At 70.2% G+C, this 25,527-nt stretch carries 23 protein-coding genes; 12 read left to right on the forward strand and 11 right to left on the reverse strand.

The window, feature by feature from the left end; translation table 11 throughout:
- Window positions 1-15 precede the first annotated feature (15 nt).
- Window positions 16-1,275 (forward strand): DUF917 domain-containing protein, encoded by a 1,260-nt coding sequence (locus MYF83_RS16855; RefSeq protein WP_248961342.1) that lies wholly within the window; start codon window positions 16-18, stop codon window positions 1,273-1,275.
- The gene (locus tag MYF83_RS16860; RefSeq protein ID WP_248961343.1) at window positions 1,272-2,876 is read left to right on the forward strand and encodes a PucR family transcriptional regulator; all 1,605 of its coding nucleotides are present in this window, start codon (window positions 1,272-1,274) and stop codon (window positions 2,874-2,876) included. The genes MYF83_RS16855 and MYF83_RS16860 overlap by 4 nt, the downstream gene beginning before the upstream one ends.
- A 209-nt stretch (window positions 2,877-3,085) precedes the next feature.
- On the opposite strand, the gene MYF83_RS16865 is transcribed toward MYF83_RS16860, so the two are convergent.
- The gene (locus MYF83_RS16865) at window positions 3,086-4,762 is read right to left on the reverse strand and encodes a hydantoinase B/oxoprolinase family protein (protein WP_248961344.1); all 1,677 of its coding nucleotides are present in this window, start codon (window positions 4,760-4,762) and stop codon (window positions 3,086-3,088) included.
- Between the two features lie 23 nt (window positions 4,763-4,785).
- Window positions 4,786-6,855 (reverse strand): hydantoinase/oxoprolinase family protein, encoded by a 2,070-nt coding sequence (locus MYF83_RS16870; RefSeq protein ID WP_248961345.1) that lies wholly within the window; start codon window positions 6,853-6,855, stop codon window positions 4,786-4,788.
- A 231-nt stretch (window positions 6,856-7,086) separates the two neighbouring features.
- Here MYF83_RS16870 and MYF83_RS16875 point away from each other — a divergent pair, with 231 nt between their 5' ends.
- From MYF83_RS16875 to MYF83_RS16885, 3 genes are all read left to right on the forward strand, one after another.
- Window positions 7,087-8,817 (forward strand): leucyl aminopeptidase family protein, encoded by a 1,731-nt coding sequence (locus MYF83_RS16875; protein WP_248961346.1) that lies wholly within the window; start codon window positions 7,087-7,089, stop codon window positions 8,815-8,817.
- Window positions 8,814-9,986, forward strand: a complete 1,173-nt coding sequence (locus MYF83_RS16880) for an ornithine cyclodeaminase family protein (protein WP_248961347.1) — start codon at window positions 8,814-8,816, stop codon at window positions 9,984-9,986. The genes MYF83_RS16875 and MYF83_RS16880 overlap by 4 nt, the downstream gene beginning before the upstream one ends.
- Window positions 9,987-10,049: 63 nt before the next feature.
- Window positions 10,050-10,241 carry an alpha/beta fold hydrolase gene (locus MYF83_RS16885; RefSeq protein WP_248961348.1) on the forward strand — a complete coding sequence of 64 codons (192 nt, stop codon included), beginning with the start codon at window positions 10,050-10,052 and terminating at the stop codon, window positions 10,239-10,241.
- A gap of 25 nt (window positions 10,242-10,266) precedes the next feature.
- Here MYF83_RS16885 and MYF83_RS16890 read toward each other — a convergent pair whose 3' ends face one another.
- Entirely contained in the window at window positions 10,267-10,506 is a 240-nt protein-coding gene (locus MYF83_RS16890) for a PIN domain-containing protein (RefSeq protein WP_248961349.1), read from the reverse strand.
- 31 nt (window positions 10,507-10,537) lie between these two features.
- Window positions 10,538-10,780, reverse strand: coding sequence for a hypothetical protein (locus tag MYF83_RS16895; RefSeq protein WP_248961350.1), 243 nt, complete (start codon window positions 10,778-10,780; stop codon window positions 10,538-10,540).
- Window positions 10,781-10,960: 180 nt separating this feature from the next.
- Here MYF83_RS16895 and MYF83_RS16900 point away from each other — a divergent pair, with 180 nt between their 5' ends.
- Window positions 10,961-11,545 carry a winged helix-turn-helix domain-containing protein gene (locus MYF83_RS16900; RefSeq protein WP_248961351.1) on the forward strand — a complete coding sequence of 195 codons (585 nt, stop codon included), beginning with the start codon at window positions 10,961-10,963 and terminating at the stop codon, window positions 11,543-11,545.
- Window positions 11,538-12,485: an MBL fold metallo-hydrolase gene (locus MYF83_RS16905; protein WP_248961352.1), complete on the forward strand. Its 948-nt coding sequence runs from the start codon at window positions 11,538-11,540 to the stop codon at window positions 12,483-12,485. The genes MYF83_RS16900 and MYF83_RS16905 overlap by 8 nt, the downstream gene beginning before the upstream one ends.
- 218 nt (window positions 12,486-12,703) lie before the next feature.
- Here the strand turns inward: MYF83_RS16905 and MYF83_RS16910 are convergent, their stop codons facing one another.
- Both MYF83_RS16910 and MYF83_RS16915 read right to left on the reverse strand, forming a co-directional pair.
- Window positions 12,704-12,934, reverse strand: a complete 231-nt coding sequence (locus MYF83_RS16910) for a DUF397 domain-containing protein (RefSeq protein ID WP_248961353.1) — start codon at window positions 12,932-12,934, stop codon at window positions 12,704-12,706.
- 18 nt (window positions 12,935-12,952) lie between these two features.
- The gene (locus MYF83_RS16915) at window positions 12,953-13,813 is read right to left on the reverse strand and encodes a helix-turn-helix domain-containing protein (RefSeq protein WP_279339626.1); all 861 of its coding nucleotides are present in this window, start codon (window positions 13,811-13,813) and stop codon (window positions 12,953-12,955) included.
- Window positions 13,814-14,016: 203 nt separating this feature from the next.
- Here MYF83_RS16915 and MYF83_RS16920 point away from each other — a divergent pair, with 203 nt between their 5' ends.
- The 5 genes from MYF83_RS16920 to MYF83_RS16940 all read left to right on the forward strand — a co-directional run bounded on the left by MYF83_RS16920 (window position 14,017) and on the right by MYF83_RS16940 (window position 18,150).
- The gene (locus tag MYF83_RS16920; protein ID WP_248961355.1) at window positions 14,017-14,733 is read left to right on the forward strand and encodes an ATP-binding protein; all 717 of its coding nucleotides are present in this window, start codon (window positions 14,017-14,019) and stop codon (window positions 14,731-14,733) included.
- Window positions 14,734-14,849: 116 nt separating this feature from the next.
- Window positions 14,850-15,779 carry a hypothetical protein gene (locus tag MYF83_RS16925; RefSeq protein WP_248961356.1) on the forward strand — a complete coding sequence of 310 codons (930 nt, stop codon included), beginning with the start codon at window positions 14,850-14,852 and terminating at the stop codon, window positions 15,777-15,779.
- Window positions 15,769-16,341, forward strand: coding sequence for an AAA family ATPase (locus MYF83_RS16930; RefSeq protein ID WP_248961357.1), 573 nt, complete (start codon window positions 15,769-15,771; stop codon window positions 16,339-16,341). Before MYF83_RS16925 ends, MYF83_RS16930 begins: the two co-directional genes overlap by 11 nt.
- Before the next feature lie 19 nt (window positions 16,342-16,360).
- Window positions 16,361-17,812, forward strand: a complete 1,452-nt coding sequence (locus MYF83_RS16935) for an ASCH domain-containing protein (RefSeq protein ID WP_248961358.1) — start codon at window positions 16,361-16,363, stop codon at window positions 17,810-17,812.
- Window positions 17,813-17,961: 149 nt separating this feature from the next.
- Window positions 17,962-18,150, forward strand: a complete 189-nt coding sequence (locus MYF83_RS16940; protein ID WP_248961359.1) for a DUF6879 family protein — start codon at window positions 17,962-17,964, stop codon at window positions 18,148-18,150.
- A 146-nt stretch (window positions 18,151-18,296) separates the two neighbouring features.
- Here the strand turns inward: MYF83_RS16940 and MYF83_RS16945 are convergent, their stop codons facing one another.
- The 5 genes from MYF83_RS16945 to MYF83_RS16970 all read right to left on the reverse strand — a co-directional run bounded on the left by MYF83_RS16945 (window position 18,297) and on the right by MYF83_RS16970 (window position 25,516).
- Complete coding sequence (locus MYF83_RS16945; RefSeq protein ID WP_248961360.1) at window positions 18,297-18,590, reverse strand: type II toxin-antitoxin system PemK/MazF family toxin; 294 nt, start codon at window positions 18,588-18,590, stop codon at window positions 18,297-18,299.
- A gap of 16 nt (window positions 18,591-18,606) precedes the next feature.
- Window positions 18,607-18,837 carry a hypothetical protein gene (locus MYF83_RS16950; protein ID WP_248961361.1) on the reverse strand — a complete coding sequence of 77 codons (231 nt, stop codon included), beginning with the start codon at window positions 18,835-18,837 and terminating at the stop codon, window positions 18,607-18,609.
- 220 nt (window positions 18,838-19,057) lie between these two features.
- Window positions 19,058-20,593 carry a glycoside hydrolase family 43 protein gene (locus MYF83_RS43790; RefSeq protein ID WP_248961362.1) on the reverse strand — a complete coding sequence of 512 codons (1,536 nt, stop codon included), beginning with the start codon at window positions 20,591-20,593 and terminating at the stop codon, window positions 19,058-19,060.
- Between the two features lie 29 nt (window positions 20,594-20,622).
- Window positions 20,623-23,694 carry an endo-1,4-beta-xylanase gene (locus MYF83_RS16960; protein ID WP_308201464.1) on the reverse strand — a complete coding sequence of 1,024 codons (3,072 nt, stop codon included), beginning with the start codon at window positions 23,692-23,694 and terminating at the stop codon, window positions 20,623-20,625.
- Window positions 23,695-24,142: 448 nt separating this feature from the next.
- On the reverse strand, window positions 24,143-25,516 hold the full coding sequence (locus MYF83_RS16970) for a glycoside hydrolase family 5 protein (RefSeq protein WP_248961363.1): 1,374 nt from the start codon (window positions 25,514-25,516) through the stop codon (window positions 24,143-24,145).
- Window positions 25,517-25,527 lie beyond the last annotated feature (11 nt).

Below are 25,527 nucleotides of genomic sequence, written 5' to 3' on the forward strand. Positions count from 1 at the left end.
GATCGGGGGCGGGGCATGACGCGCTCGAGGATCACCGTGGCGGACGTTCCCGCCCTGCTCGCGGGGGCCGAGTTCTTCTCGACCAGCGCCGCCGGCGAGGGGATCGAGTTCGCGGGCTTCTGGCTGGAGGACATCCTCGCGCAGACCGGGCCGGTGGAGCTGGTCACCGCCGACGAGCTCGACCCGGACACGTTCTGCGCGGCCGTCGGCGCCATGGGCTCGACGATCGCCATGGCCGAGCTGCCGCCCTCCGGACAGGAGCCGGTGCTCCTGGCACGAAGCCTGGCCGAACGGTTCGGCGGCCCGCTCGGTGCGGTGATGCCCCTCAACGCGGCGAGCGTCAACGCGCTGAACCCGGTGGCCGCGGCCGCTTTGCTCGGCCTGCCGCTGATCGACTGCGACGGCATGGGCCGGGTGTTCCCGCTCATCCACCAGACCACCTACGAGCTGGCCGGACTGTCGCTCAGCCCGCTGGCCATCGTCAGCGCCGGGCACGACTCGCTCCTGCTGGACACCGGCTCGGTCCGGGCCGAGCACATCGCCCGGTCGATCGCCCAAGCCGCCGGGGGGTGGCTGCTGTGCGCGATGTACCCGACCCGGGCCGGACGGCTGGGCGAGGCCGCGATCCACGGCTCGGTGAGCCGCACGCTGGAGGTCGGCCGGCTGCTGTCCGGGCACGCCTCCGCCGGCGGCCGGACCCCGGAGTCCGCCGGCGCCAGGACTCCGGACTCCGCCGGCGACTCCTCGTGGTCGGGCCTCACTCCGGGGCAGGCCGACGGCGACCCGCTGTGGTTCTCCCCCGGCCCCCCGTACGGGCACCCCGGCGACGACGGATGGCCGTGGCGCGGGGCCCCGCCGCACGAGCGCCTGCTGCGCGATCTCGCGAAGGCCACCGGGGCGACGTCCCTGGGCGGCGGCCGGGTCGTGGAGATCGGCCCTTCGGTGCGGCAGGCGGGCACCGTCTATCCGGGCAACCCGATGGGCATGGTGGTCCACGACCACGACAGCGGCCGCCTGATCCGGCTCGAGGCGCACAACGAGCTGGTGCTCGCCCTCGCCGACGGCGCGCTCACCGCCGCGGTGCCCGACCTGCTCTGCCTGCTCGACCGGGGCACGCTGCGGATGACCGGGCCGGAGCGGCTGACCGTCGGCGACCAGGTGGACGTGCTCTGCGTGCCGGCCGCGCCGGTATGGCACAGCGGCCCCGGGCTGGGGCTCGGCGGGCCGGGCGCCTTCGGCTTCCCCCTGCGTCACCCTCGCCAGGAGTCTCGATGAAACGCGCCGGACGCCCCGCCGAGCAGCTGACCGTGGAGGAGCTCGTCAGGTACGGGCCGCTCGGCCACGCCGAGATGCTGGTCGGGGAGAACCTCGCCCGGCCGGTGTCGCGGGTGGCGCTCATCTCCGAGCTGGACCAGGTGCGCCGTTGCGGTCCCGGTACGGCGGTGGTGCTCTCAAGCGCGCTCGCGCAGGGCGCCTGGGCCGTCGAGTCCGCGCTGCGCCTGGCCTGGGAGCGCAGCGCCGCCTGCCTGGTCAGCCCCGCCATCATCGGCCTGAACCAGGCCACCGCCCAGCTCGCGCGGCGGATGCGGCTGCCGGTGTTCGTCGTGACCGGGGACACGGCCGTCTGCGCCCTTGACCTCGCGGCCGCCATCGCCAGCCCCGAGGCGGCCCGGGCCCGCCTGGCGGCGCGTTGCGCGGAGCTGTTCGCGGAGCGGAGCAACGCCCGCGGCATCGTCGGCGTGATCAACTCCGAGGTTCCCGGAGTGGCGGCCGCGCTGGTGGCCCCGGACGGTCACGTGCTCGCGGGCCAGTCCTCCGCCGACCGGGCCGAGCACCGCATCCGGGTGGACGTGCCCGGCCCGGACGGCCGCCGCTGGGCCGACCTGGTCGCCGCCCTGGCCGGGCCGCCCTCCCCCACGTGGGCCGAGACGGTGCACCTCATCTTGCGGCTGGCCCGTGGACCGCTGGCCGCCTCGGTCGCCAGAGAGCGCGTCGACGCCGTCCACGACGCGGAGCGCGGCCGGGCCGCACTGCGCGCCGTCTTCGCCGCTGCCGGCTCAGAACCCGGGCAGGTGGCGCACGAGGGCCCCGCCGCCCGTGGTCACGGAACCGGCGCGAACGGCGGGAACCGCGAAGAGCCCCTCCGCGGCGCGGCGCACGGGCAGCAGACCGTCGGCGGCGGAGAGAACGAGGAGGAGACCGTCTCGGAGCGGGCGCTCGGATGGCGTGTCACCGGGCGGCACATCGCGGTGTTCCTGCGTTCGGACACGACGCTGGACCCCACGGCCACCGGGCCGGGCGTCATCTCGGCCTGGCAGGAGGTCTTCCCCGACCTGCCCCTGGTGCCGTGGGACACCGGCTGGGCCGGCTGGTGGACCGGCGAGGAGGTCACGGTGGAGCAGGTGGCGTCGGCGTTGCGGCGCAACCTCACCCGGATGCGCTCGCCCATCCCGCTGAGCGGGGGCGTGGGCCGGGTCGCCGATGGAGCAGGAGGGCTGCGGGAGTCACTGTCGCAGGCGATGCTCGCGGCCGGGGTGACGGTACGGGAGGGCCACGGGACGGTGCGCTCCTTCGACGAGCTGGGCTTCCGGGTGCTGCTGGCCTCGCTGTCCCAGGCGGAGCTCGTCGGTTCCGCGCGGATGGTGCTGGCCGACCTGCTCGCCGCGCCGGACGGGCCGGTGCTGGTCACCACGCTGGCCGCGCTGCTCGACTGCTCGAACTCCACCAGCCAGGCCGCCGCCCGGCTCGGCGTGCACCGCAACACGGTGCTCGGCCGGGTGGAGCGCATCAGGGCACGCGGCATCGACCCCGACCGCCCCGACCAGCGGCTGGCCCTGCACCTCGCCTGCTACGCCCTCCTCCCCGAGGTGAGCTGACCCGTCCCGGCCCACCCCTCGGAACGGCTCCGGCGGTACGGCATGCCGGCCCGCTCGCGTCCCGGTACAGCGGCGCCGGCCCGGTCAGCTCCTGTACGGCGGCGCGGGCCCGGTCGCGTCCCGGTACGGCGCCGCCGCAGCCCGCTCGCGTCCCGGTACGGCGGCGCCGCGGCCCGCTCGCGCCGCCGTACCGAGATCGGGGCGACGGCTCAGACGGACACCGGGTAGAGCTCCCCCGCCCGCGCCGCGGACACCTGCCCGTCGAGCACGTCCGTCCGGACGGCGTCGGCGTCGCGCTCGGCGGGATCGCCGAATCCTCCGCCACCGCCGGTCATGCAGCGGATCACGTCACCGGCGGCCAGGCGCAAGCCGTTGCACTTGAGGATGCGCCGCTCGTCGGAACGGCCCGGGTTGATGATCACCTCCGGCGGCACCGCGTCGTGCCCGCCGAACAGACCCCACGCGGGGGTGGAGGACCGCTCGAACCAGAGCGAGACCGTGCAGTCGTGCAGCACGGTGTACTCGCGGACCACGCCGTTGCCACCGCGGTAGCGGCCGGGGCCGCCGGAGTCGGGCCTGATCTCGTACCGGCTGACGCGGATCGGGTAACGGGTCTCGAACACCTCGATCGGCATGTCCTTGAGCGAGCCGTTCACGCTGTTGATCAGCGCGGTCTCGCCGTCCGAGCCGTCCCAGGCGCCCCAGCCGCCGAGAGTGGCCTCCAGGCTGACGTAGTCGCGCCGGGTACGCGGATCGGTGCCGGCCAGCAGCACGATCATCGAGTCGCCGTGGCTGGCGCCCGCGACCTTGTCCGGCATCGCGGGAGCGAGCGCCTTGGCCACCATGTCGATGAGCAGCCCGAGGTGGGAGAAGTACCACTGGCAGGCGGCCGGGGCGACCGCGCCGAACACCGACCCCGCCCGCACCTGGACGGTCATCGGGCGGAAGGATCCGCCGTTGCCGGGAACGTCCGGGCTGACGAGCAGCTTGTACCCGACCCGGCAGGCCGACACCGTCTGGGAGGCGCCGCAGTTGATCGGCCCGGTCGTCTGGTCGGCCGACTCTGTGACGTCGAAGTCGATGTCCGAGCCGGAGACCGTGATCTTCAACTTGATCGGGACGCGGGTGGCGAGGTCGATGCCGTCGTTGTCCAGGCAACCCTCGGCGGTGTAGACGCCGTCCGGGATCGTCGCGATGACCTCCCGCTCCAGCGCCTCGGTCTGGGCGAAGATCTCGTCGCGGGCGGCGCGCAGCGTGTCGAGGCCGAAGCGCCGGACGATCTCCTCCAGGCGGGCCTGGCCCATCTTGATCGTGGCGATCATGGCGTGCATGTCGCCGCTGGTCTGGTAGGGGAAGCGCACGTTCGTGGCGATCGTGCTCATCACCCCGGGGACGTCGCGGCCGCCCTCGACCAGCTTCTGCGCGCCGAGCCGCAGGCCCTCCTGGAAGATGTTCACCGAGTCCATGGACCCGCCGGGGTCCTTGGAGCCCACGTCGATCCAGTGCGCCCGGGTGGCGGTGAAGCCGACCAGTTCCTCGTCGACGAAGACCGGCCCGAAGATGGTCACGTCGTTGAGATGGGTGCCGCCGAGGTAGCTGTCGTTGAGTATCCAGACGTCGCCCGGCTGCCACGCCTCGCGGCCGAACTGCTCCTCGGTGGCCCTGGTGCAGATCTCCAGGTTCCCCAGGAAGATCGGCAGGCCGGCGGACTGGCCGAGCACCTGGTGCTGGTCGTCCAGCAGCGCGACGACGCAGTCGCCGCCCTCGTAGATGATCGGGGTGTAGGCCGATCGGATGAGGGTGGCGTTCATGTCGTCGGCGGCCGCGGCGAGCGCGTTGCGGATGATCTCCACCACGACCGGGTCGACGGTCCTGTCTTCGGTCACGACTCCTCCTGTCACAGCGTTGCTCACAGCGTCACGTCCGCATCCGGTCCGGTGCCCGCTCCGGCGCGGACGACCAGGGAGCCGATGGGGTCGACCGACACCGAGAATCCGGGTGGCACCACGGTGGTGGCGGTGCCCTCCACGATGATCGCCGGGCCCTCGAACTGGTGCCCGGCCGCGAGGTCCTCGCGGCGGATCAGCGGCGTGGAGTGGGTCTCGCCGTCGAACACGACGTCGCGCAGGCGGTGCGGGAACGTCGCGTCCGCCGCGCGCTCCACCCGCTCGGCGGCGCCCCGGCCGAGGTCGCCGAAGGCGGTGGTGCGCAGCGTGACGAACTCGATCGGCGCGCCGAGGTTCGCGTGGCCGTACCGGGTCTCGTGCTGCTGCCCGAACCGCTTGGCGATGATCTCCACGAAGTCGTCCCTCGCGGGCTCGTCCGCGTCCAGGAGCGGCACGGTGAGCGTGTACTCCTGGGCGGCGTACCGGATGTCCACCGCGTACTCCACCCGGCGGTTCGCCTCGGGCACCCCCTCCTCGGCCAGGGAGGTCAGGGCGGCCTCGGCCATCGCGCCGAGCTTGGCCGCCATGTCGGCGGTGTCCAGGTCGGCGTCGAGGAAGAAGTAGGTGTCGGAGAAGTCCTTGCGGATGTCGGTCTGCAGCATCCCCCACGCGGAGAACGCGCCGGGGAAGCGCGGCACCACGACCTCGCCGATGCCGAGTTCCCTGGCCAGGAACACCGCGTGCATCGGACCCGCGCCGCCGAAGGCCACCAGCGTGAAGTCACGCGGCTCGATGCCCCGCGAGACGGTGATGGTCCTGATCGCCTGCGCCATCTTGGCGTTGGCCACGTCGCAGACGCCCTCGGCCATCGCCACGGTGTCCAGGCCCAGTCCCTGCGCCAGTCCCTCAAGCGCCGTCCGCGCCGCGCCGGTGTCCAGCTCCAGCGAACCGCCGGCGAACCACTCCGGGTCGATGCGGCCCAGCAGCAGGTTGGCGTCCGTCACGGTCGGCTCGGTACCGCCGCGCCCGTAACAGGCGGGCCCAGGGGTCGCGCCCGCCGAGCGGGGGCCCACCCGCAGGCCGCCGGCCTCCAGCCAGGCGACCGAGCCGCCGCCGGCCCCGATGGTGTGGATGTTCACGACGCTCATCAGCATCGGCAGGCCGTCGATCTTGGCCTCCGGCGAGATGTCCGGCTGCCCGTCCACGACCAGCGACACGTCGAAGGACGTGCCGCCCATGTCGACGCAGATGAGGTTCGGCCGGCCGATCGCCTTGGCCAGCTCGACCCCGCCCATCGTGCCGCCGACCGGACCGGACAGCAGCGTCTGCAACGGGCGGCGGCGGGCCGACTCGGCGGTGAGGATTCCTCCGGACGACTGCATCACGTGCAGCGGCACGGCGAGCCCCCGCTCCGTCAGGTTCCGCTCCAGTCGCTCCAGGTACCGCCGCACCACCGGCCCGGTATAGGCCTCGACGACCGCCGAGGAGGTGCGCTCGTACTCCCGCCACTCCTTCGCGGCCTCGTGCGACAGCGAGATCGTCAGCTCCTCGCCGAGCTCCTCGGCCAGGATCTCCCGGGTGCGCAGCTCGTGCGCGGGGTCCAGGTAGCTGAAAAGGTAGGACACCGCGATCGCGCCGAACCCGCCGTCACGGTAGCGCCGCGCGGCCTGCCGCACGGCCTGCTCGTCCAGCGGCTCCAGTTCGGTACCGGCGGCGTCGAACCGGCCGCCGACCTCGACGATGTCGCGCAGCGGCACCAGCGGAGCCGGCTTGCGGAAGTGCAGGTCGTACAGCTTCGTACGCGGCCCGCGGGCGATGTGGTAGGTGTCCTTGGCCCCCTTGGAGGACAGCAGCAGCACCTTCACGCCGCGCCGTTCCAGGAAGGCGTTCAGCCCCTGTGTGGTGCCGTGCACCGTGAACGAGATATCACCTGGAGAGTCCACCAGGGACTCAAGCGCTGTCAGCACTCCCTCGGTCAGATCCTCCGGCGTCGTGGACGACTTGCCCACCTGGTAACGGCCGGTGGCTTCGTCGTAGCCGATGACGTCGGTGAATGTGCCGCCGATGTCCATGGAGACCCGGAAACGGCTCATCAACGAGCTCCTCTCTGCAAGGCGTAGCGGCGAAGGTAACCCGGCCGGGACCGCCCCCGATGTGCACGGCGACCAGCCCATCGCCGGATCACCGTGCCGGATGCCCTGCCGGCGCCCGGCCGCCGGCGGAAGACTTGGCGCCACGCCGGGACGGGGAGAGTGCCGCGCCGGGACGGGGAGAGGAAGGCGATGGACGTCGCGATGGGTGGCGGCCGAAAAGACGCACCGGAAGTGAGAGGGGTCTTCACCGAGGAGGTGGAGAGCCTCCGCCTGGCAGGCCTGCTGCGCTGGGAGGGGTTCACCGCCGAGCCGGGCTCCACCACGCCGGCCGAGGACAAAGGCCCCGTCCTGCTCGCCGGCCTCGGGCCACGCGCGGAGTCCGACCCCGAACGGCTGCGCGCCGCCGCGTCCGCCGCGGCGGCCCTGGTACCCGGCGACACCGTGCGGGTCGACCTGGCGTCTCGGACCGCCGACCGGCTCGGCGCCGCCGAATCCGTCCGCGCGGTCGTGGCGGGCCTGGCCCTGACCGCCCGGAGCGCCCTCACCGTGACCCTCACCGGCCTGACGGCGGACCGAACCCCCGCCGACCCCGGAGAGCACACCACCACCGGACCGGCCGGACCCGAGACCGATGCCATCACCATCCAGGTGTCAGGACCCGAGACCGATGCCATCACCATCCAGGGGTCAGGACCCGAGACCGATGCCATCACCATCCAGGGGTCAGGACCCGAGACCGATGCCATCACCATCCAGGGGTCAGGACCCGAGAGCGACACCGCCGCCACCGGACCGGCCGCGCCTTACAGCGACGCCGTCACCGCCGGGCTTCTGGACGCCGAAGCCCTGGCGCTCGCGCGGGAGCTGGTAAACCGGCCGCCGAGCGAGCTCGTCCCGGACGACCTGGCGTCGATCGCGCGGGACGTCGCCACCCGGGAAGGGCTCGCCGTGCGGATCCTGGACGAGCGGGACCTGCACGAGCTGGGGATGGGAGCCCTGCTGGGCATGGGCGCCGGGTCTCCGCACCCGCCGCGGCTGGTGGACCTGCGCTACGAGCCGCCGGACGCCCGATGCTCCATCACGCTCGTGGGCAAGGGCATCACGTTCGACTCCGGCGGCCTGTCCCTGAAGTCGCCGGCGGCCATGATGGGCATGCGGTCCGACATGGCGGGCGCGGCGGTCGTCCTCGCCGTCATGTCGGTACTGGCCAGGCGAGGGCTCCCGGTCGCGGTCCGCGGCCTGCTGCCGCTCGCCGAGAACATGATCGGCCCGAACGCCGTGCGCCCCGGGGACGTGCTGCGCGCCTGTGACGGCCGGCGGATCCAGGTGCTGGACACCGACTTCGAAGGCCGGGTGACGCTGGCCGACGCGCTCGCCCTGGCCGCGCGGGAACGCCCGGACGCCATCGTCGACGTCGCCACGCTGACCTACCAGATCGTGACGGCGCTCGGCCCGGAGATCGGCGGGGTGCTCGGCCGCGACCGAGGGCTCACCCGGCAGGTGCTCCAGGCGGGCGCCCTCGCCGGCGAACCGCTGTGGGCGCTGCCCTGGGCGCGTCGCTACCGGGGTCAGATCACCTCAAGCTATGCCGAGGTCCGCAACTTTCCCGAAGCCGACACCGGCCGCGCCATCACGGCGGCCCTGCTGCTCGGCGAGTTCGTCCCCGAGGACATCCCGTTCGCCCATCTGGACATCAGCGGACCGGCCTGGCGCGGCCCCGCCTCCGGCCACGGCGCCACCGGCTTCGGAGTGCTCACCCTCACCCGCCTGCTGGAGTCCGCCGCCACCCGGGAAGTCGATCCCGACACCCCCCTGGAGGCCGACGGCGCCCGGGGACTGGAACCCGACACGACCCTGCAGCCCGACAGCACCCGGGGCCTGGAACCCGGCACGGCGGCGAGCGCGCGCCGGCGGCACGGGCACCCGGCCGGGGACGCGGCCATCCCGCCGGACCGCACGTGACCGTCCCCCAGTACGCGACCGTCCCGCCGTACATCACCGGTGAGCAGATGCGGCGCGTCCTGCCGATGGAGCACGCGGTGATGGCGCTGGAACAGGCCTTCCGCGCCCATGCCGGTGCGGCCGACCCGCCGCACACTACGATCGCGTGGCGGCACGGCGAGCTGCTGGTGACACCGAGCGAGCACGGCGAATGGGCAGGCGCCAAACTGGCCACCGTCACCCGCGGCCACCGCGGCGACCCCCCTGACCGGGACGACCGCAGCGCCTCCGGCGACTCCGGCACCCGCAAGCCTCGCGACTCTTCGCATCCCGGCGCTCCCGTCCATCCGTTGGACCCCAGCGCCCCCTCCTTGGACCCCAACGCTCCCCGAGACGCCGGCGACGTCGACGACGTCGACGACCCCGCGGGCTCGGTGGGCCGGATCAACGGCACCTACGTGCTGTTCGACGCGACGGCCCTGATCCCGCGGCTGCTGGTGGACGCGGCCGAGCTGACGGCGCTGCGGAGCGCCGCGGTCAGCGCGCTCGCCACCCGCTATCTGGCGCACACCGACGCGCGGACCCTGGTGGTGTTCGGCACGGGGCCGCAGGCCCGGGCGCACGTGCGGGCGATGCTCGGCGTCCGGCAGCTGGCCGAGGTGCGCGTCGTGTCCCGCGCCCCCGCGCGAGCCGCCGCGCTGGCCGCCGAACTCACCGTGGAGCACGGGTTACCGGTCATCCCCGGTACCGCCGCCGACGTGGCGAGGGCCGACATCGTCTGCACCTGCACCGACTCCTCCACCCCGCTGTTCGACGGCAGGCTCCTCGCCGACACGGCCCACGTGAACGCCGTCGGCGGCCACCGCCTCGCGTCCCACGAGCTCGACGACGCGACCGTACAGCGGGCGTTCGTCGTGGTCGAACGGTCCGGCCCGTCCCACCGCGCGGCCGAAGACCGCCGCGACACCCGGGTCCGCCGCGATACCCCGGTCCACCTCGAGGCCGGCGACCTGAGCACAGCGCTCGAATCGGACATCACACACGATTTCCGCTCTGACGCCGATCTGCGCCGCATCGTCACCGAACCATGGACCCGCCCGCACCGCCCGACGCTCTTCAGATCCATCGGCCTTCCCATGGAAGACCTCACCGTCGCCGCGGAGATCGCCACGAGGGTACTGACGCCATGACCTGACCAGACCCGGCCGGTCGTGCTCACTGCCAACGGACGCAACCCGTACTGGGCGCAGTTCATGTCCGAAGAGCAAATGCGCGCGGCACACGCCGGCATCCACGCCATGCACGTCGCCATGGCGGCGTCCGTCCCCCAGGGAGAACACCGGGAACTAGAGGGCGCCTCCCACCAATACCTGCACGTGGAGCAGCCCGACGCCATCGTCCACGCGATCCGCGACCTCCTCGCCAAGGCCGCCAAGCAGCAGTAGGAGCCCCACGGTTCCAACAACGAGGTCAGTTCGGGCAGACCAACTCGACCAGGTCCGAGGCAATGGCCGGGAACTTTGGATCGGCAGTGAGCAGCACATCGGCTCCGGCCTCCCGCGCGGTCGCGACGATGAGCGCGTCCGGCATGCGAACGGTCAGGTCCTCGGCTCTGATCTGGGCCGCGGTCTCGGCCGTTCCCTCGTCCACCGCGATGACGTGATCGATCGCGGCGGCGCGGAACTCCGCGAGCGCCTTCTCGGCTTCCAAGCCATCCGCGGGACGGCCACCCGGCGGCTTGTCAGGGGTGGGATTTGCGGTAGCTGTCGTACAGGGCGGCGAGGTTGTCGGTGTAGAGCTCCGTGTAGCCGCAGGCCGCGCAGATCCAGGCGCGTACCGTCCCCGACGAGGACCCCCGCTTCCAGATGAAGCCGTGGTCCGGCGGTTCTGGCTCGTCGATGTGGACGCGCAACGGAACCGCACCGTTCGACCCGCGGTCGCGCACCTCCACGCCGGCCATGACATAGGCCGAACCGCACTTCACACAGAGATCGTTTCTCACGGTCTTCCCGTTCCGAATCCAAGGCCGACATGACCGGGGCCGACTAGCGGTCAATCGTCCCATGAGCGATGACCCCACGGGGAACCTGCGACCGGTACGGCCGGAGCACAGAAAGCCAAAGCATACTTTGACATTTTCCAATGCCAAAGTATGCTTTGGGATATGGAGATCAGCGACCCGAAGGTGATCAGGGCTCTGGCTCATCCGCTCCGCCTCGACCTGCTGGAGCTGCTGGCCGCGATCAGCCCGGCGACGGCCGCCCGCTGCGGGCGCATCCTCGGGATCCCCCAGGCGAACTGCTCCTTCCACCTCCGCCAGCTCGCCAAGTACGGGTTCGTGGAGGACGCCGGGCCGGGACGCGACCGGCGCGAGCGGCAGTGGCGGGTACCCGATCCGCGGCCGACACTGCGCATCGCGGGCAGCGACGCGGTGGTCAGAAGGCAACTCGAACGGGTCGTGGTCGAGCGGGAGGCACAAGCGATCCTCGACTACGCGGAGCGCCAGGACGACGAGAGCTCCGCATGGCGCCACAAGGCGGGCATCGTGACCGCGATAGCCGTCGTGTCCGCCGACGATGTCGCCGAAATCAGGGACAAGTGGAAGGCGCTCCTCGAGCCTTACCTCGCCAGGACCGAGGCCGGCGGCCAGCAGCTCCGACCCGGACAGCGCCATGTCCGGTACTTCATGGCGGCGACGCCGACACCAGACCTCGACTCGGGGGACAACGAGAATGAATCCGATGACTGACGGCCTGATCGATTTCGTGAGCGCGGCCCCCACCACGGGCTCCCTGGACGTCAGGTGGATCCACGGCGCGCCCTCCAAACGGCACGCCCAAGATCCTGAGATCCAGGTCCACCGCTACGACGAGCACACCGTCGTCCTGCGCCAGAGCAAGTCGGTCAACTACGAAGCCCCGTTCCTCTACCTGCTGTTCGGCAACGACCGTGCCCTGCTGCTCGACACCGGCGCGACCGCCGATCCCCGCCTGTTCCCGCTGCGCGCGACCGTCGACCGGCTCATCGCCGCGTGGCTCGACGAGCACCCGCGCGAAGGATATGAACTGGTCATCGCACACACGCACGGGCACAACGACCACGTGGCCGCCGACCCCCAGTTCTCAGACCGCCCCGGGACGACCGTGGTGCCCCGGGAGGCGGACGCCGTGCGATCCTTCTTCGGATTCGGTGACCGCTGGCCCGCTCAGACCGTCACCTTCGACCTGGGCGGCAGGGTGCTGGAGATCCTGGGCTCTCCGGGTCACCACGAAGCGGCGATCACCGTCTACGACCCGTGGACCGGGATCCTGCTCACCGGCGACACCGTCCTGCCCGGCCGGCTGTACGCCTTCGACTTCCCCGCCTACCTCGCGACGCTGGATCGCCTGGTCGACTTCGCCGCGGCCCGGCCCGTGACCCACGTGCTCGGCTGCCACGTCGAGATGACGCGCCGGCCCGGCCGCGAGTACCCGCTCGGCGCCGCCTACCAGCCCGACGAGCGCGCGCCCGAGATGACCACCGCCCAGCTGACGGCGATCCGCGACGCGGCCGCATCTGTCGCCGGCGAACCAGGAGTCCACAGGTTCGACGACTTCATCATCTACAACGAGCCCCGCAAGAGCGACCTGCTCAAGCTGATGGCGCGCGGAATGGCACACCGAATCCGAACCTCCATCACCGGCCACTGAAGCCCGCGCACAGCTTGGATACAGAGGGTCCCTGACCTGCGCGATCGGTGGATGTCGGCGCGATGATCAGCGTGGAAAGCGGTCGCCGCGGCAAGATGCACTCCTTGAACCCCGAGGCGTCCATCTTGCCGCGGAGGACGTCCGCCGCACTGGACAGGTGGCGCTCCAATTGAGGAGACGGGCGCGTCAGTACCTGCGCCGACCTCTACCGCCCGATCTCAGCTGCCTACGCCACCTTCCCCGCCGAACCGCTCCTGCTTCACGCCATTGAGGAAGGACGACCAGCAGGCACCCCTGAGAATCACGACAGGGCCGATGTTTTTGCTGTCTCGTACGGCGACTCGCCCATCGGCGAGCCCGGCGACTTCGACGCAACTCCCGCCGTTTCCGCCGCTGTAGCTGCTCTTGTACCACTTAACCTGCGATAGGTCTGGACTGGACACCGACATCACCCCTTCCACCGCGGCCTACAGAATGTCCTCGGCCGCCTGCCTTATCAGGGTCAACGAATCTCTTGGATCAAGTGCTGACGCGCGCAGGTGATCGAACATAAGCGTATAACTTCGCACTTCATCTGGTCTTTCCAGATAGAGGCTTCCTGTGGCGTGCTCCAGATAGGTGACGTCGTCTCCACCGTGATCGGTGAAAGAGAGGATGGCGAATGGACCGAGCATGGCAGCATGTGCCCCGACCCCATAGGGAAGAACCTGCAATGTCACGTTCGGCAGGTCGGCGAGGTCAGCGAGCCGGCGAAGCTGTTCCCGCATCACCGCCGCCCCTCCAACGACCCGGCGTATGGTCGCCTCGTTGAGGATGGTCCAGAACCGCAGAGGATCCTCGCTTTTCGTGATGATCTCCTGTCGCGCCATACGAAGCGCTACATGCCGCCCGATCTCTTCGGAGCTGTCGGTGACGCGCGCCGCCTGGTAAACGGCTCGTGCATAGTCCTCGGTCTGCAGAAGTCCGTGCATCAACTCCGATTCGTAGTTGCGCAGCGACAGTGCCTCCGCCTCCAGCCCCACGTAGACCTGGAACCATTGGGGAATGACGTCGTTATACGCGTGCCACCAGCCCTTCTCGCGAGACTGCCGGGCCAACTGGACGAGCGCATCATGCTCCACGCCCTGGCCCACCCCATAAAGCAGGAGCATCGCGCGCACGTCGCTGACGGAGATTCGGAGGGTTCCACCCTCGACCTTGGTCATCCGGGACGGTGACCATCCGAGATGCTCGGCCACTTGCTCCTGCTTGAGCCCTGAGCTGAGACGCAGCCGCCGGAGTTCCTGGAGCAGACGGCGGTGGCGGACAGTTGGGGAGAACCTCGCCATACAGGACTTCCTCCTACCTCTTCGCAGTTGAAACACTACCGACTGTAAAGATTTTTTGCCGAATCGGTTGCATGTTCAGAAGATGCAGGTGCAAATTCACCATGTGACTTTCGGTGAGGCCCCGTCACTTAGGGTCTCGGCGATCGGCCACGCGACAGGGTCGTGCGCATGGGAGCGCAGGCCGCAGGAGCCTGCGGAGGTCGATGGTGGGGCGCGAGGCGGGGCGGTTGGAGTTGCTGGGGGGTGGGGCGCGGGTGCTTCACGTCCTGGAGCGGGAAGTGTCGCGGATCGGCGTCCCGCTGTGGGACGGGGTACCCGCGCAGCGTGTCCCGGAGGCGGCCGGCGGCGAGAGGGTCGAGCCGGTACGGAACGGTGCCGCTGCCCCCGGCCCGGGAGCGGATCCGCCGGGCGTGATCGTCGTGGGCGGTGCCACCGGCCACGACGAGGATCGCGCGAACGCCGCGGCGCCGGGCGCGCGGACCGTCGCCGGGTACGTCACGCTCGCCGGCCGGGTCGAACAGGTGGGCGTGGCACGCGCGTTCGCGCGCAAGCTTCTCAACGCCGATCCGCTCCTGGACACGGCTCTGCTGGTGGTGTCCGAGCTGGTCTCCAACAGCGTCCAGCACTCACGGTCGTCGCTTCCGGGCGGCACCGTCACGCTGTACCTCCTGCACGCGGGCGCCCGCGTACGCATCGAGGTGCACGACGACGGCGCGGACGACGGCATCCCCTGCATGCGCCCCGCCGGCACGGAGGTGTTCCCGGAGTGGAGCGGAGACCTCGGCGAGGTGGACCTTCGAGGCAGGGGCCTGCGCCTGGTCGACGAGGTCGCCACCTGCTGGGGCTTCGCCATCGGCCACCGCAGAACCACCACCTGGGCCGAACTCTCCCCCGCCCTTACGCCAGGGGCCCCTGCGTGACGGCGGCACCCACCGCCACCGATCCCGACCCCGCTACAGCGCGCCAGGACATCGGTCTGGGCATTTTCTGGGCGTCCATGTGGGCATTCTCTGGGTGTCGCTGAGACACTGGGGTCATGACCTCTTCGGGAACCGCGACGGCCGACGTCCTCGCGGAGGAGATCCGGACCTTAGTACGGTCAGGGCTGCCCGTACGGTTGTCGCAGTGCGGACCGCATCTGCTGGCGCTGCACGGCGTCCGAGGGCGTTGCCTGCGTCCAGACGACCCAGCCAGCCGGGCCCGCGCGCTGGATGCTCTGCTGCGCGAACAGCTCGACCGGCTGGAGAATGCCGAGCTGGCGGCCTCAGTGCGCCTGTTGTTCGGTGCCGAGGCGGCGACATCGGGCGCGACGCTGACGGCGCGGCGGGCGGCGGCCGCACGGGCGGCCGGCTACGAGGTCCACCACTTCCGCAAGCGAATCGAGCCCAAGCTCACCGAGTTGCTGGCCTGGCAACTACGCCGCGACAGCGACGCCTTCACCGCCCGCCGCGCCGAACCACCGCAGTTGCCGGCGGCCCGCGCGCCACTGGTGCTGCCGACCGACGTGTTCGCCTGGGAGGCCGCCGAGCATCAGCACGCGGTCGCTCGCCTGTGGGGGGCTGTCTACCTGCTGCGTGCCGAGTTGCTCACCGTGGCCCGCTTGGTCAGCATGGCCGCTGCGGACGACGTCCTCGCGGCGGCCTCCCAGGCAGCGCTGTGGCGCCAGGCCTTGGTGCTACAGGCCGCCGGACTCTACCGGAACGCCTACGGGGCGGTGCTGCTGCACGCGGCCGGTGATCTCGGCCCCGACCAGATCGCCGCCTTAGCCGGGTGGACTCCCGGACTCAGCCCCGCCCAGGAGCTTCTGCTGGCCGCGTGCGCGGACCGCGAACAGGGCGTGGCCCACTTCAACGCCCGGCTGAACGCGGCCGAGGGCGGTGCGGAACTCGCCGCCGCTTGGCTCCAGGCGCTGACCGGTCGTGACAGCGGCCCCGACAGAAAGCGAGCGCATCGCGATGAGCCTTGATCAACTGCTCACCCCTTCCACGCCACCCCGCCGGTATGTGATCACCGGTGGCCCCTCCGCCGGCAAGGAGGCGGTGATCGCGGAACTGCACGCCCGGGGCATCCCATGCACCGAAGGCGAGCCGGCCCGGGAGATCTACCGCAAGCACCGTGACCGCCTCGGCCGCCACCTACAGGTCGGCGACCGGCGGGACTACTCCCGCGACGTGCTGGAGGCCTTCGTCGCCGAGTTCTGCGACCACAAGTTCGGGCTGCGGTTCTACAACCGTGGCATCCCCGACGGCTACGGCTGGGACGCCTTCTTCGGCCTCGGCCCCTACCCGGAGTTGGAAGAGGCCTCGCGCGTATACCGCTACGACGCGGTGTTCATCCTCGACCCGCTCGATGACTTCGACTCCGAAGACGACCTGGTGTGGGCCAAGGAACGCGAGATTCGCCGCGTACACGAGTTGATCATCCAGGGCTACTACGACGCCGGCTATCGGCCGATCTTCGTTCCGGCCGACGAGAGCGGCCGCCGCGTCGACTTCATCCTCGCCCAGCTCCCTGTCCCCGCCACCTGAGCGAAAGGCCCTCAGTTCGATGAACGGCCATAACGACGCTGTGGAGATCATCAGCCCCAACAACGTGCTGGCCAACGCGATGCTGCGAAGTGTCGACATGGTGCGCCCCCGCCTGCAGGCCACCAGTGTCGACCGAGTCGCCTTCTGCGTCGGCACCCAGATCAACGGCGCCCCCCACATGGGCACCTCCTTGGTGCAGACGGCAGCGTTTCTGTTGGCCAAGGCCACCAAACGCACGTTCAACGTTGACGCGGTCGTCCGGTTCGGGGCACTGGACAACGCCCCTTACGACATCCGCCTGGACCCCGAGACCCACCACGCCTACCAGCAGACCTACTTCCACGCCCTCTGCTCAGAAGCGATCGACGACCTGATCGGAAAGTACTACCGGGGTACGTTCGACTCCCTGGCGGACGCAACCGGTGTCGACTACGAGATAGAGACCTACTCTGCCCAGCAGGCCGATCCGGCCTTCCGACACGAGTTCCTGGCCACACTCGGCCGCCTGGACCAGGTTCGCTGGCCGCTGGCACCCTCCCACGGCCAGGTACACCTACGCCTGCCCTGCCCGCAGTGCGGCTGGGCGGAAAAGCGGGCCGAGCGGACTCGGCTGCTGCGCACCGGGTCCGGCGGCGCCGACTTCTCCGCCGTCTGCACCGACCATGGCGACTATGAAATCGCCGTCAGCACCGACACCGGCACCTACCTGGACCTCGCCACCCTGTACCGGAACCTGATCAAAGAACGCCTGGCCGCCCGCGACCACGTCACCTTGTCGGTCATGGTCAAGGGCGGCGACTGGGCGTACGGCTGCCAGCTCGTCGACGAGGCCTTCGCTCAGCTGCCCGGCCCACCCCCGCCACCGCGGATCTTCACTCCGATGGTGCTGACCGACACCGGCGCGAAACTGTCCAAGTCACTGATCCGCGATGGCAAGGTCCCACCGCCACCCGGCACACACCCGTGGATGCTGGATGTCACCGAATGGCCCGGCGACACCGACTCCTACGTCGATGCCCTGGTCTGGCTGGTCGGCAAGATGCTCGCCGATCCCAAGCATTTCTACCGCAGCTACACCGCTCAGGAGCTGGATCGCATCATGACCGCACGACCCGGACCCGTCACAGGCGTGCGCGCCCGCGAGATGAACCTGTACCGGCGCTACTTCGACTTGGTGGCCACCGGCCGCAAGACCATCGAGGTCCGAGTGCAGTACCCGAACCTGCGCACCTTGAAGGCCGGTGACCATATCCGGTTCGTGTGCGGCCGCGATGAGGCCCTCACCCGAGTCATGCGCGTTGCTCGCTATCCCTCTTTCGAGGAGATGCTGGATGCCGAGGGCCCCGCCCGGGTCAACCCCGACAGCCCTCGCGAGCAGCAACTGGCCAATATCCGCCGCATCTACGGCCCCGAGAAGGAAGCTCTGGGCGTCCTGGCCATCGAGATCAAGCTACTCGACTCCATCACCTAAGCGATCTCCCCGCGAAGCCGATCACGCTCAGCCCTGCAGGCCGAGGCCCCGAAGCTCCCTCTGCAGCGAGGAACCCGTTACCAACCGCCGGGATAGACGGTTCCACGCCAGGTCCCCGCGGACGTCCTCGCACTCGCTCAGGAGCAGCGGTGACCCAGCTCGTGACGGGTGAGGAGTTCCTCTCCCTGTTGACGCGCTTCCAGCACACCGCGTTCCGGCTCGAACTGCGCGACCGTTACAACGTGCCCGCCGAACGAGAGCGCTGGGAGGCGTTCCTTTCCGGTGACAACGACCACACTGGAACAGCTCAACATCGAGCAGACGCGTGTCCTGGATGAGCTGGCGGAGCGCTTCTTTCCCGAGGTACCCGCCGCCGGGCCGAGCAATGGCGAGAAATAGCGAGCAATCTCTTTGGCTCCGAGATAGCGCGGTGCCTGCCAGGTATGCCGACGCCCAGGACCGGCGACCGAGGCTGTGATCATGTTCAGATGAGGAGGCCGAGCATGACGTGAAGGGCTTCGTCGATCTCCTCGTTCTCTGCGGGATCCAACCTGCCTGCGAAGTCGCCCAGCCTGCTCGTGTCCACGGCCTTTAGCTGATCGACAAGGACCCGAGTGGTCTTTCCGTTCAACTCGATCTCGGGCCGGAACGTCATCGGGCGCGCGCTGGTCGATGTCGGAGCAATGATCAGTGTGGAGAGCGAGGCAAGTGCGTCGGACTGCAGAAGCACGGCGAACCGCTCGCCTCTCTGCTCGTGACCGACGGCTTCGTGCGCCATGCGCAATCTGTAGACATCACCGCGCACAGTCTTCACCCAGGTCGTGGCGTACGGCACGGAGTTCCTCCAGGTCCTCCGGGTCGTTGGCAAGCTCCTGCGCTTCCATCCGGGCCACTTCCATGCGGCGGAGGCGGTTGGCGATAAGGAGCGCTTCACGGACCACATCGGTGGCGGACCTGCCATCAGCGGTCAGCTCCGCGAGGGCCTTCTCGGTCTTCGCATCGATTTGCACGGTCAGCACGGCCATATCATCACTGTACGACGGCTCTACTCGCAGGCGTTTGACCGAATTCCGTGACCTCTCGACTACACCATGCGATCACAGTGGCCTCTCCGGAGCCCAGTAGCCGGTGACGCCGGGCGAGACCACTTTGGTGAGCAGAGAATCGCCGTCCCTGCTCGCCGAAGCTTCGATGGGGCCTGCCGGTTCAGGACCTCGTGATACCCGGGATTCGGGGGGGTCGGACTCAGGTCTCTGGCAGGGGGAGGTATTCGAACCAGGCGAAGTCGGCGATGTTGCCGGTGGGATGGCCTTCGCCGGAGAGGTACATGCCTATGTAGGCGCCGATGAAGCCGCCGGCGAGGGTGGTGCTGAGGACGCGGCCGTCGACCGGGTCGCCGAGGGGGCGCCACTCCCCCGGCCGGGTGGCGTAGAGCATCTGGTACTCCTGCCCGTGGGCCTCGACGCCGAGCCAGAGCCGGCCCGGCGGCACGTCGGCCTGGGCGAGGGTGTGGTCGGCGCCGTCCTCTCTCCTGACCACCACCAGGCCGTCGACGGTCATGACGAGCAGGATGTGGAAGTCGTCGTTCTGGACGAGGGCGAGGCCGGCGCGCTCGTCGTTCTCGGGGACGAACTCCATGGCAGCGTGCACGGCGAAGTGCGCGTGCTGCTGGCGGCGGGCGATGAGGCTCGGGTTCGTCCGCTCGGTGATCGACTCGGGGCGGCCGCGGAGCCGCAGGTGCCCGGGCCGCTCGTTGAGGGTCCAGTACGGCTCGCGCGGCGTGCGCAGGTGGTTCCACTGGGGGCCGAGCCGCAGGGTGTCGAAGTTGTCGCAGGCCGGCGGGACCGGCCACCGGTGAAGGGGGAGGCCGGGCGCCTCGGCGGTGAGCTCGACCGGGCCTACCACCGGCCAGGCGTCCTCCCAGCGCACCCGGGTCAGGAAGGTCTCCCGGCCGAGGTTGTAGTGGTAGCCGCCGTAGGGCCGGATGGCCAGCAGCACCATCCACCACTCGCCGCCCGGAGTCTGGACCAGGTCGGCGTGGCCGGTGCCGACGATGGGGTGGTCGTGGCCGAGGTTGCGGTGGGTGAGGATCGGGTTGCGCGAGCTGCCGGTGTAGGGGCCGGTGACGCTCTCGGCGCGGGCGACGCTGACGGCGTGGTCGTGCTCGGTGCCGCCCTCCGAGACCAGCAGGTAGTAGAACCCGTCGATCTTGTAAATGTGCGGGCCCTCGGCCCAGACGGCGCCCTTGACCGCGCCGTCCCAGATCACGTGCTCTTCGCCGACGAGCTTCATGCCGTCGAGGTCCAGCTCGCGGACCCAGATCTCGGTGTGGCCCTCGTACCGCGGGGGCCGGGCCGGGCGGGTGCCGTGCACCCATGCCCGGCCGTCGTCGTCGAAGAACAGCGACGGGTCGAAGCCGTCGGTCTCGGTCAGCCAGTACGGGTCGCTCCACGGCCCGGCGGGGTCGGTGGCGGTGACGATGAAGTTGCCCGACTCCATCAGCCCGTCGACCAGCGTCGTGATCATGTAGAAGACGCCGTCGTGGTGCCTCAGCGTGGGCGCGTAGACGCCGCCGCTCGGCCGCACGCCGTCCAGGGGCAGCTGGGACGCCCGGTCGAGCACGTACCCGATCTGCCGCCAGTGCACCAGATCCCGGCTGTGGAAGATCGGCACACCGGGGAACCACTCGAAGCTCGACGTGACCAGGTAGTAGTCGTCGTCCACCCGGCAGATCGACGGGTCGGGATGGAACCCCGGCAGGATCGGATTGCTGAAACGCACCGCATACGGCCTTTCTTCTTACGTCCGGGCTACTTGCCCAGTTCGAGCACTCCCCAGCCCGCCGTGCTCAGGTAGGACAGACCCGTGGAGTCGTTCCAGGTGACGGCGCCCGTGCGGGCGGCGCCGGTCGCGTCGTTGACCTGGACGTCGAAGCCGAGCAGGTCCCCCTTGGCGGGTGAGATGGTCGGCAGCGCGATCGACGCCTCGACGAGGTAGCCTCCCGGCACGGCCTTGGCCGCGCTCACCAGGTTGTCCCTGACGCCGGAGGCGTCGAAGGTGCCGCCGACGGTCTGCATGCCGGTGAAGGAGACACGGTACTGCCCGTCGTCATCGTCGTACCCCTTGGTCTTGCCGTTCCCGGGATCGACGAAGATCTCGACGGAGTCCTGCTCCCAGGCGTTCTGCGACTCCTCGCTGAGCTGGGAGTCGGTGACGCGCGCCAGCACGTACAGGTGTCCGGCGTCCCACAGTGCGCGCACCTTGGCGGTGGCGCCGGTGGTGCCCTGGATCCAGGTGGCGGTGCCGATCTCGGGGGCCTTGGCCCAGACGGCGTCGGCGACCCCGTCGACGACGGGCGTTCCCTTAGCCGCCGTGGCCAGCCCGACCGCCGGGGTGAGGGCCAGCTCGCCCTTCCAGGCGATGTCACCGCCGCCCTTGGCGTCGTGCGCGACCAGCTCGAACGGGACCTTCCCGCCGAGCGCGGCCGTCGCGGGCACGAGCGCCTCTGCGCGGTAGCCGCCCTTGCCGGCCTGGGTGCGGTACCACCCCGCGCGGCCGTCGCGTTTCATCACGTGGCCGTCGCCGCCGACACGCACCGTCACGGTGTCGGCCCTGTCGCACGTCGGGTCGTCGATCTCCGCCAGCACGGCGAGGCCCGCGGGCGACCAGCGGGCCTGGAACGCGGCCGCGAGGTCGCCGACGCGGGCGATCGGCGTGTCGGGCAGCAGGTCCCACTGCCGCTCGCGCTCGGCGTCGACCTTCACGGTGGCGCGCGGCGCGTCCAGGCGACGGGTCAGGGGCGGCAGCTTGGACGGGTCGACGACGCCCCAGTACGCCGGCTTGGCCTGCAACTCGTCGTCGAACAGCAGCGGCGGGTTCAGCCGGGTGATCGGGAAGGAGGACAGCCAGGTGGCGTCGTCGGCGAGGCCCCATACGGTGACCGAGGACAGGTGGGAGGCCTGGCGGCGGAAGACGTCGAAGATCTCCTTGTAGCGGTACCCCTGCTGGGCCGGCACCTCGGCCGGCACGGTGGTGTAGGAGGAGACGAAGTCGGTGTAGACGCTCACGTCCAGCTCGGTGACCTGCTGGTCCACGCCGAGCCCGGCGAACAGCCGGATGGTCTTCTCGATCTCCGAGGCGGGGACCTGCTCGATGTTCACGTGGAGCTGGTGGCCGACCGCGTCGATCGGCACCTTCTCGGCCTTGAGCTTCTTGACCAGGTCGTACATCGCCTGGCGCTTGCGCGGGAACTCGGTGTTGTAGTCGTTGAGCACGAGCGCGGCGGCCGGGTCGACCTCGTGGGCGACGCGGAAGGCCGTGCGGATGAAGTCGTACCCGGTGACCTGGAACCAGGGGCTGCGGCGCATGCCGTCCGGCTGGTTCTCGTCGACGACCTCGTTGACCACGTCCCAGGTCTGGATCTTGCCCTTGTAGCGGCCCATCACGGCCCTGATGTGGTTCTCCAGCCGCTTGAGCAGCAGCGCCTTGTCCTCGGGGGTGGCGGTCAGGTCCCGGTCACCGTCCTTGAACACCCAGCCGGGGGTCTGGCTGTGCCAGGCGAGGGTGTGGCCGCGGAACTTCAGGCCGTGCTCGGCCGCGTAGTCCACGAGGTGGTCGCCCTCGTCGAAGGTGAACTCGCCCTCCCGCGGTTCGGTGGCGTCCCACTTCAGCGCGTTGCCGGGGGTGACGCTGTCGAAGTGCCTGGTCAGCAGCTCGCCGTGCTCGCCGAGCGTCTGGGCCCACGCGATGGCGGCGCCCACCTGGAAGGGCAGCGTGTCCTTCACCGGCGGGATGTCGGTCTGGACGGGCTTGGCGGGCACGTAGGCCAGTGTGAAGTCGTCGATGTAGAACGGGAAGGTCCCGCTCGGGGACTCCACGTAGACGCTGAGGAGGTCCACGTCGTAGGCGAGCGTGTACGAACCTTTCAGCTGCGTCCACCCGTCGGCGGTGATCGCGGTGGGCGCGGCCACCCGGTCGTAGCTCGCCGTCCCGTTCAGCCGGCGCTCGATGGACAGGCCGAGGTCGCCGGCGGTCGTGCCGGGGCCGAGCCGCACCCAGACCGACAGCGCGTACTTGGATCCCTTGGTCATCTTGCCGAGGATCTTGAGCGCCGGCCCGTCCCAGGACGCGCTCCTGCCGGTCGCCAGCAGGCTGGACGTGCCGCCGTGGGCCTGCTCGGCGCTGACGGCGAGCGATGCGGAGGCGCGCGGCGACCATCCCTGCGCCGTGCCGCTCTCGAAGTCGCTGGTCACGCCGGACCGGCCGGGGTCGCTGTCCGAAGTGATCGTGATGTCGTCCAGGTAGAACGCGCTGGTGGCGTCCGAGCTCTCGGCGTAGAGCAGCAGTTCGGGCGAGTCGGCCGTGTAGGAGTAGGTCCCGGAGATCTCGACCCAGGCCGCGTCGGTGACCGTGCCGGCGCCGACCCGCTCGTAGGTGGTCGTGCCACCCTCCGGGGTGCGCTGGACGGTGAGAGCGACGGTGCTGGACGGCGTCCGGGCGGCGAGGCGCGCCTGCGCGGTGATCGCGTACGTCACGCCCTTCTCCAGCGGGGGGCTGACGGCGGCGCCGTGCCAGGTATCGGTCCTGCCGGTGGTCAGCAGGGAACCGCTGCCCGAGTGGGCGACGTCCGGGGCCACCCTGACCGAGACCCCGGAACCTCGCGGCGCCCATCCCTGAGTGGTGCCGTCTTCGAAGTCATATTTCGCGATTTGTACGGCTTGTGCTGATTCCTGTGCTGCTCGTCCGGCATTCGCCGCCGCCGGTGACGGCAGAGCGGACAGCGGAAGGCATAAAAGAACAGCCGTCACCCAGGAACGGGGTAACCGCATGCTGGTCTCCTCATAGGTCAGGTAGATAGAGCCAGTTCGGGGGTCGATGGACATCGCCGGTTCCCCGCCGTACGACGGCGCCGGCTTCGCCGTACCACCACCCGCCGTACCGGCGCCGACCACGAACAGGACGGTGGCGGGAAGGGGGTGACGGTAAGGCGGTGACGGTAAGGCGGTGGCGGTGAGGGGGTGGCAGGGAGGCGGTGGCAGGAAGGGGGCGGTAAGGCGGTGGCAGGAAGGGGGGACGGGAAGGCGGTGACGGTAAGGCAGTGGCAGAGAGGCCGTGGCGGGGAAGGCGGTGGCAGGGAAGGCGGTGGCAGGAAAGGCGGTGGCAGGAAAGGCGGTGGCAGGAAAGGCGGTGGCAGGAAAGGCGGTGGCAGGAAAGGCGGTGGCAGGAAAGGCGGTGGCAGGAAAGGCGGTGGCAGGAAAGGCGGTGGCAGGAAAGGCGGTGGCAGGAAAGGCGGTGGCAGGAAAGGTGGTGGTTGGGGGAAGGGTCGCGGGGCTAGGTCAGGTTGGCGGTGAGTTGGTTGATCAAGGGGGTGCGGCGGACGCAGTTGGCGAGGGCGAAGGAGTCGGCGAGGGCGATCAGCTCGCCGTCGTCGAGGCCGGCGAGCAGCGAGGCGTACTCGGGCACGAGCGCCTGCGCGATGAGGATGTGCCGGATGAGGTCGTCGGTCTGGTAGCGGGCGCCCCACGGGTAGGGCTCCCACTGGGGGAACTCCTCCTCGACGAGCCGGTGCAGCGGCGCCAGCACGTCGCCGGACTCCTGCATGGTCGAGCCCCAGCGGTCCGCGCCGAGCCGCTTCTTCTTGGCCACGAAGTCGCCGAACCGGCGCAGGTAGGACCCGTCAGGGTCGGCGTGCACCACTCCCTGGAGCCCCACGTCCTTATACGTCCACAGCGACCAGCCGGCCTCGTACCCGTCGTAGATCTCCAGCTGGTCGGCGAGGATCTGGTAGCGCTGCTCGTCGACGGCGGGGTCGCCGGTGTAGACGGGGCCGAACTCGCCGACCCACAGGGGCGTGCCGGTCTCGCGCTGGAAGGTGGTGCGCTTCTCGAAGGCCCGCTCCAGGTGGCCGCGGTCGACCCATTCGCCGAGCGTGTACCCCGGGTACGGGCCGCCGTGGGCGAACCCGGCGAGCGCGTAGTCGTGGCACACGAACACCGTGTTCTCGTACACCTCACGGAAGATCGAGAAGTCCGTGGAGTAGGTGTTGCCGTCGAGGAAGAGCACGTGGGCCGGGTCCACCGCCCGCAGCGCCTTGACGAGGCGGTCGTAGAAGGGGCCGATCACCCGCCCGCCGACGTCGCCCGGCTCGTTGATCGGGTTGTACCCCGCCACCCACGGGTCGTCCTTGTAGCGGTCGGCGATCACCTCCCACAGGTGGACGGCGCGGTCCTGGAAGTGCCGGTGCCGCCAGAACGACGCCACGTGGGTGGGGTTGTCGGAGTGCCAGTGCTGGTTCTGCGCGCCGGGGAGCGCGTGCAGGTCGATCACGCTGTAGATGCGCTGCTCGCCGAGCAGGGCGATCACCCGGTCGAGGTGCCGGAAGCCGTCCTCGATGACCTCAAGGGGCCGGTCGTCGGACTCGAAGTGCCGGTAGTTCACCGGGATGCGCACGCAGTTGACGCCCATGCTCGCGAGCAGGGCGGCGTCCTCGGGGCCGAAGAAGGAGGTCAGCAGCCGGTCGAAGAACAGCTCCTGCCGTTCCTCCCCCAGCACGTCGCCTACGGCCGCACGCATGGTCGACTCGTTGGCCGGGTAGCCGGTGATGAAGTTCTCCATGTTCATCCAGCCCCCGAGGCCCACTCCGCGCAGCCGTACCGGGGTACCGTCGGCCGCGACGAGGCGGGATCCGGACACGCGCAGGGTCATCAGCTACTCCT

The organism is Sphaerisporangium perillae, from assembly GCF_023276435.1.
GTDB classification, from domain to species: Bacteria; Actinomycetota; Actinomycetes; order Streptosporangiales; family Streptosporangiaceae; genus Sphaerisporangium; species Sphaerisporangium perillae.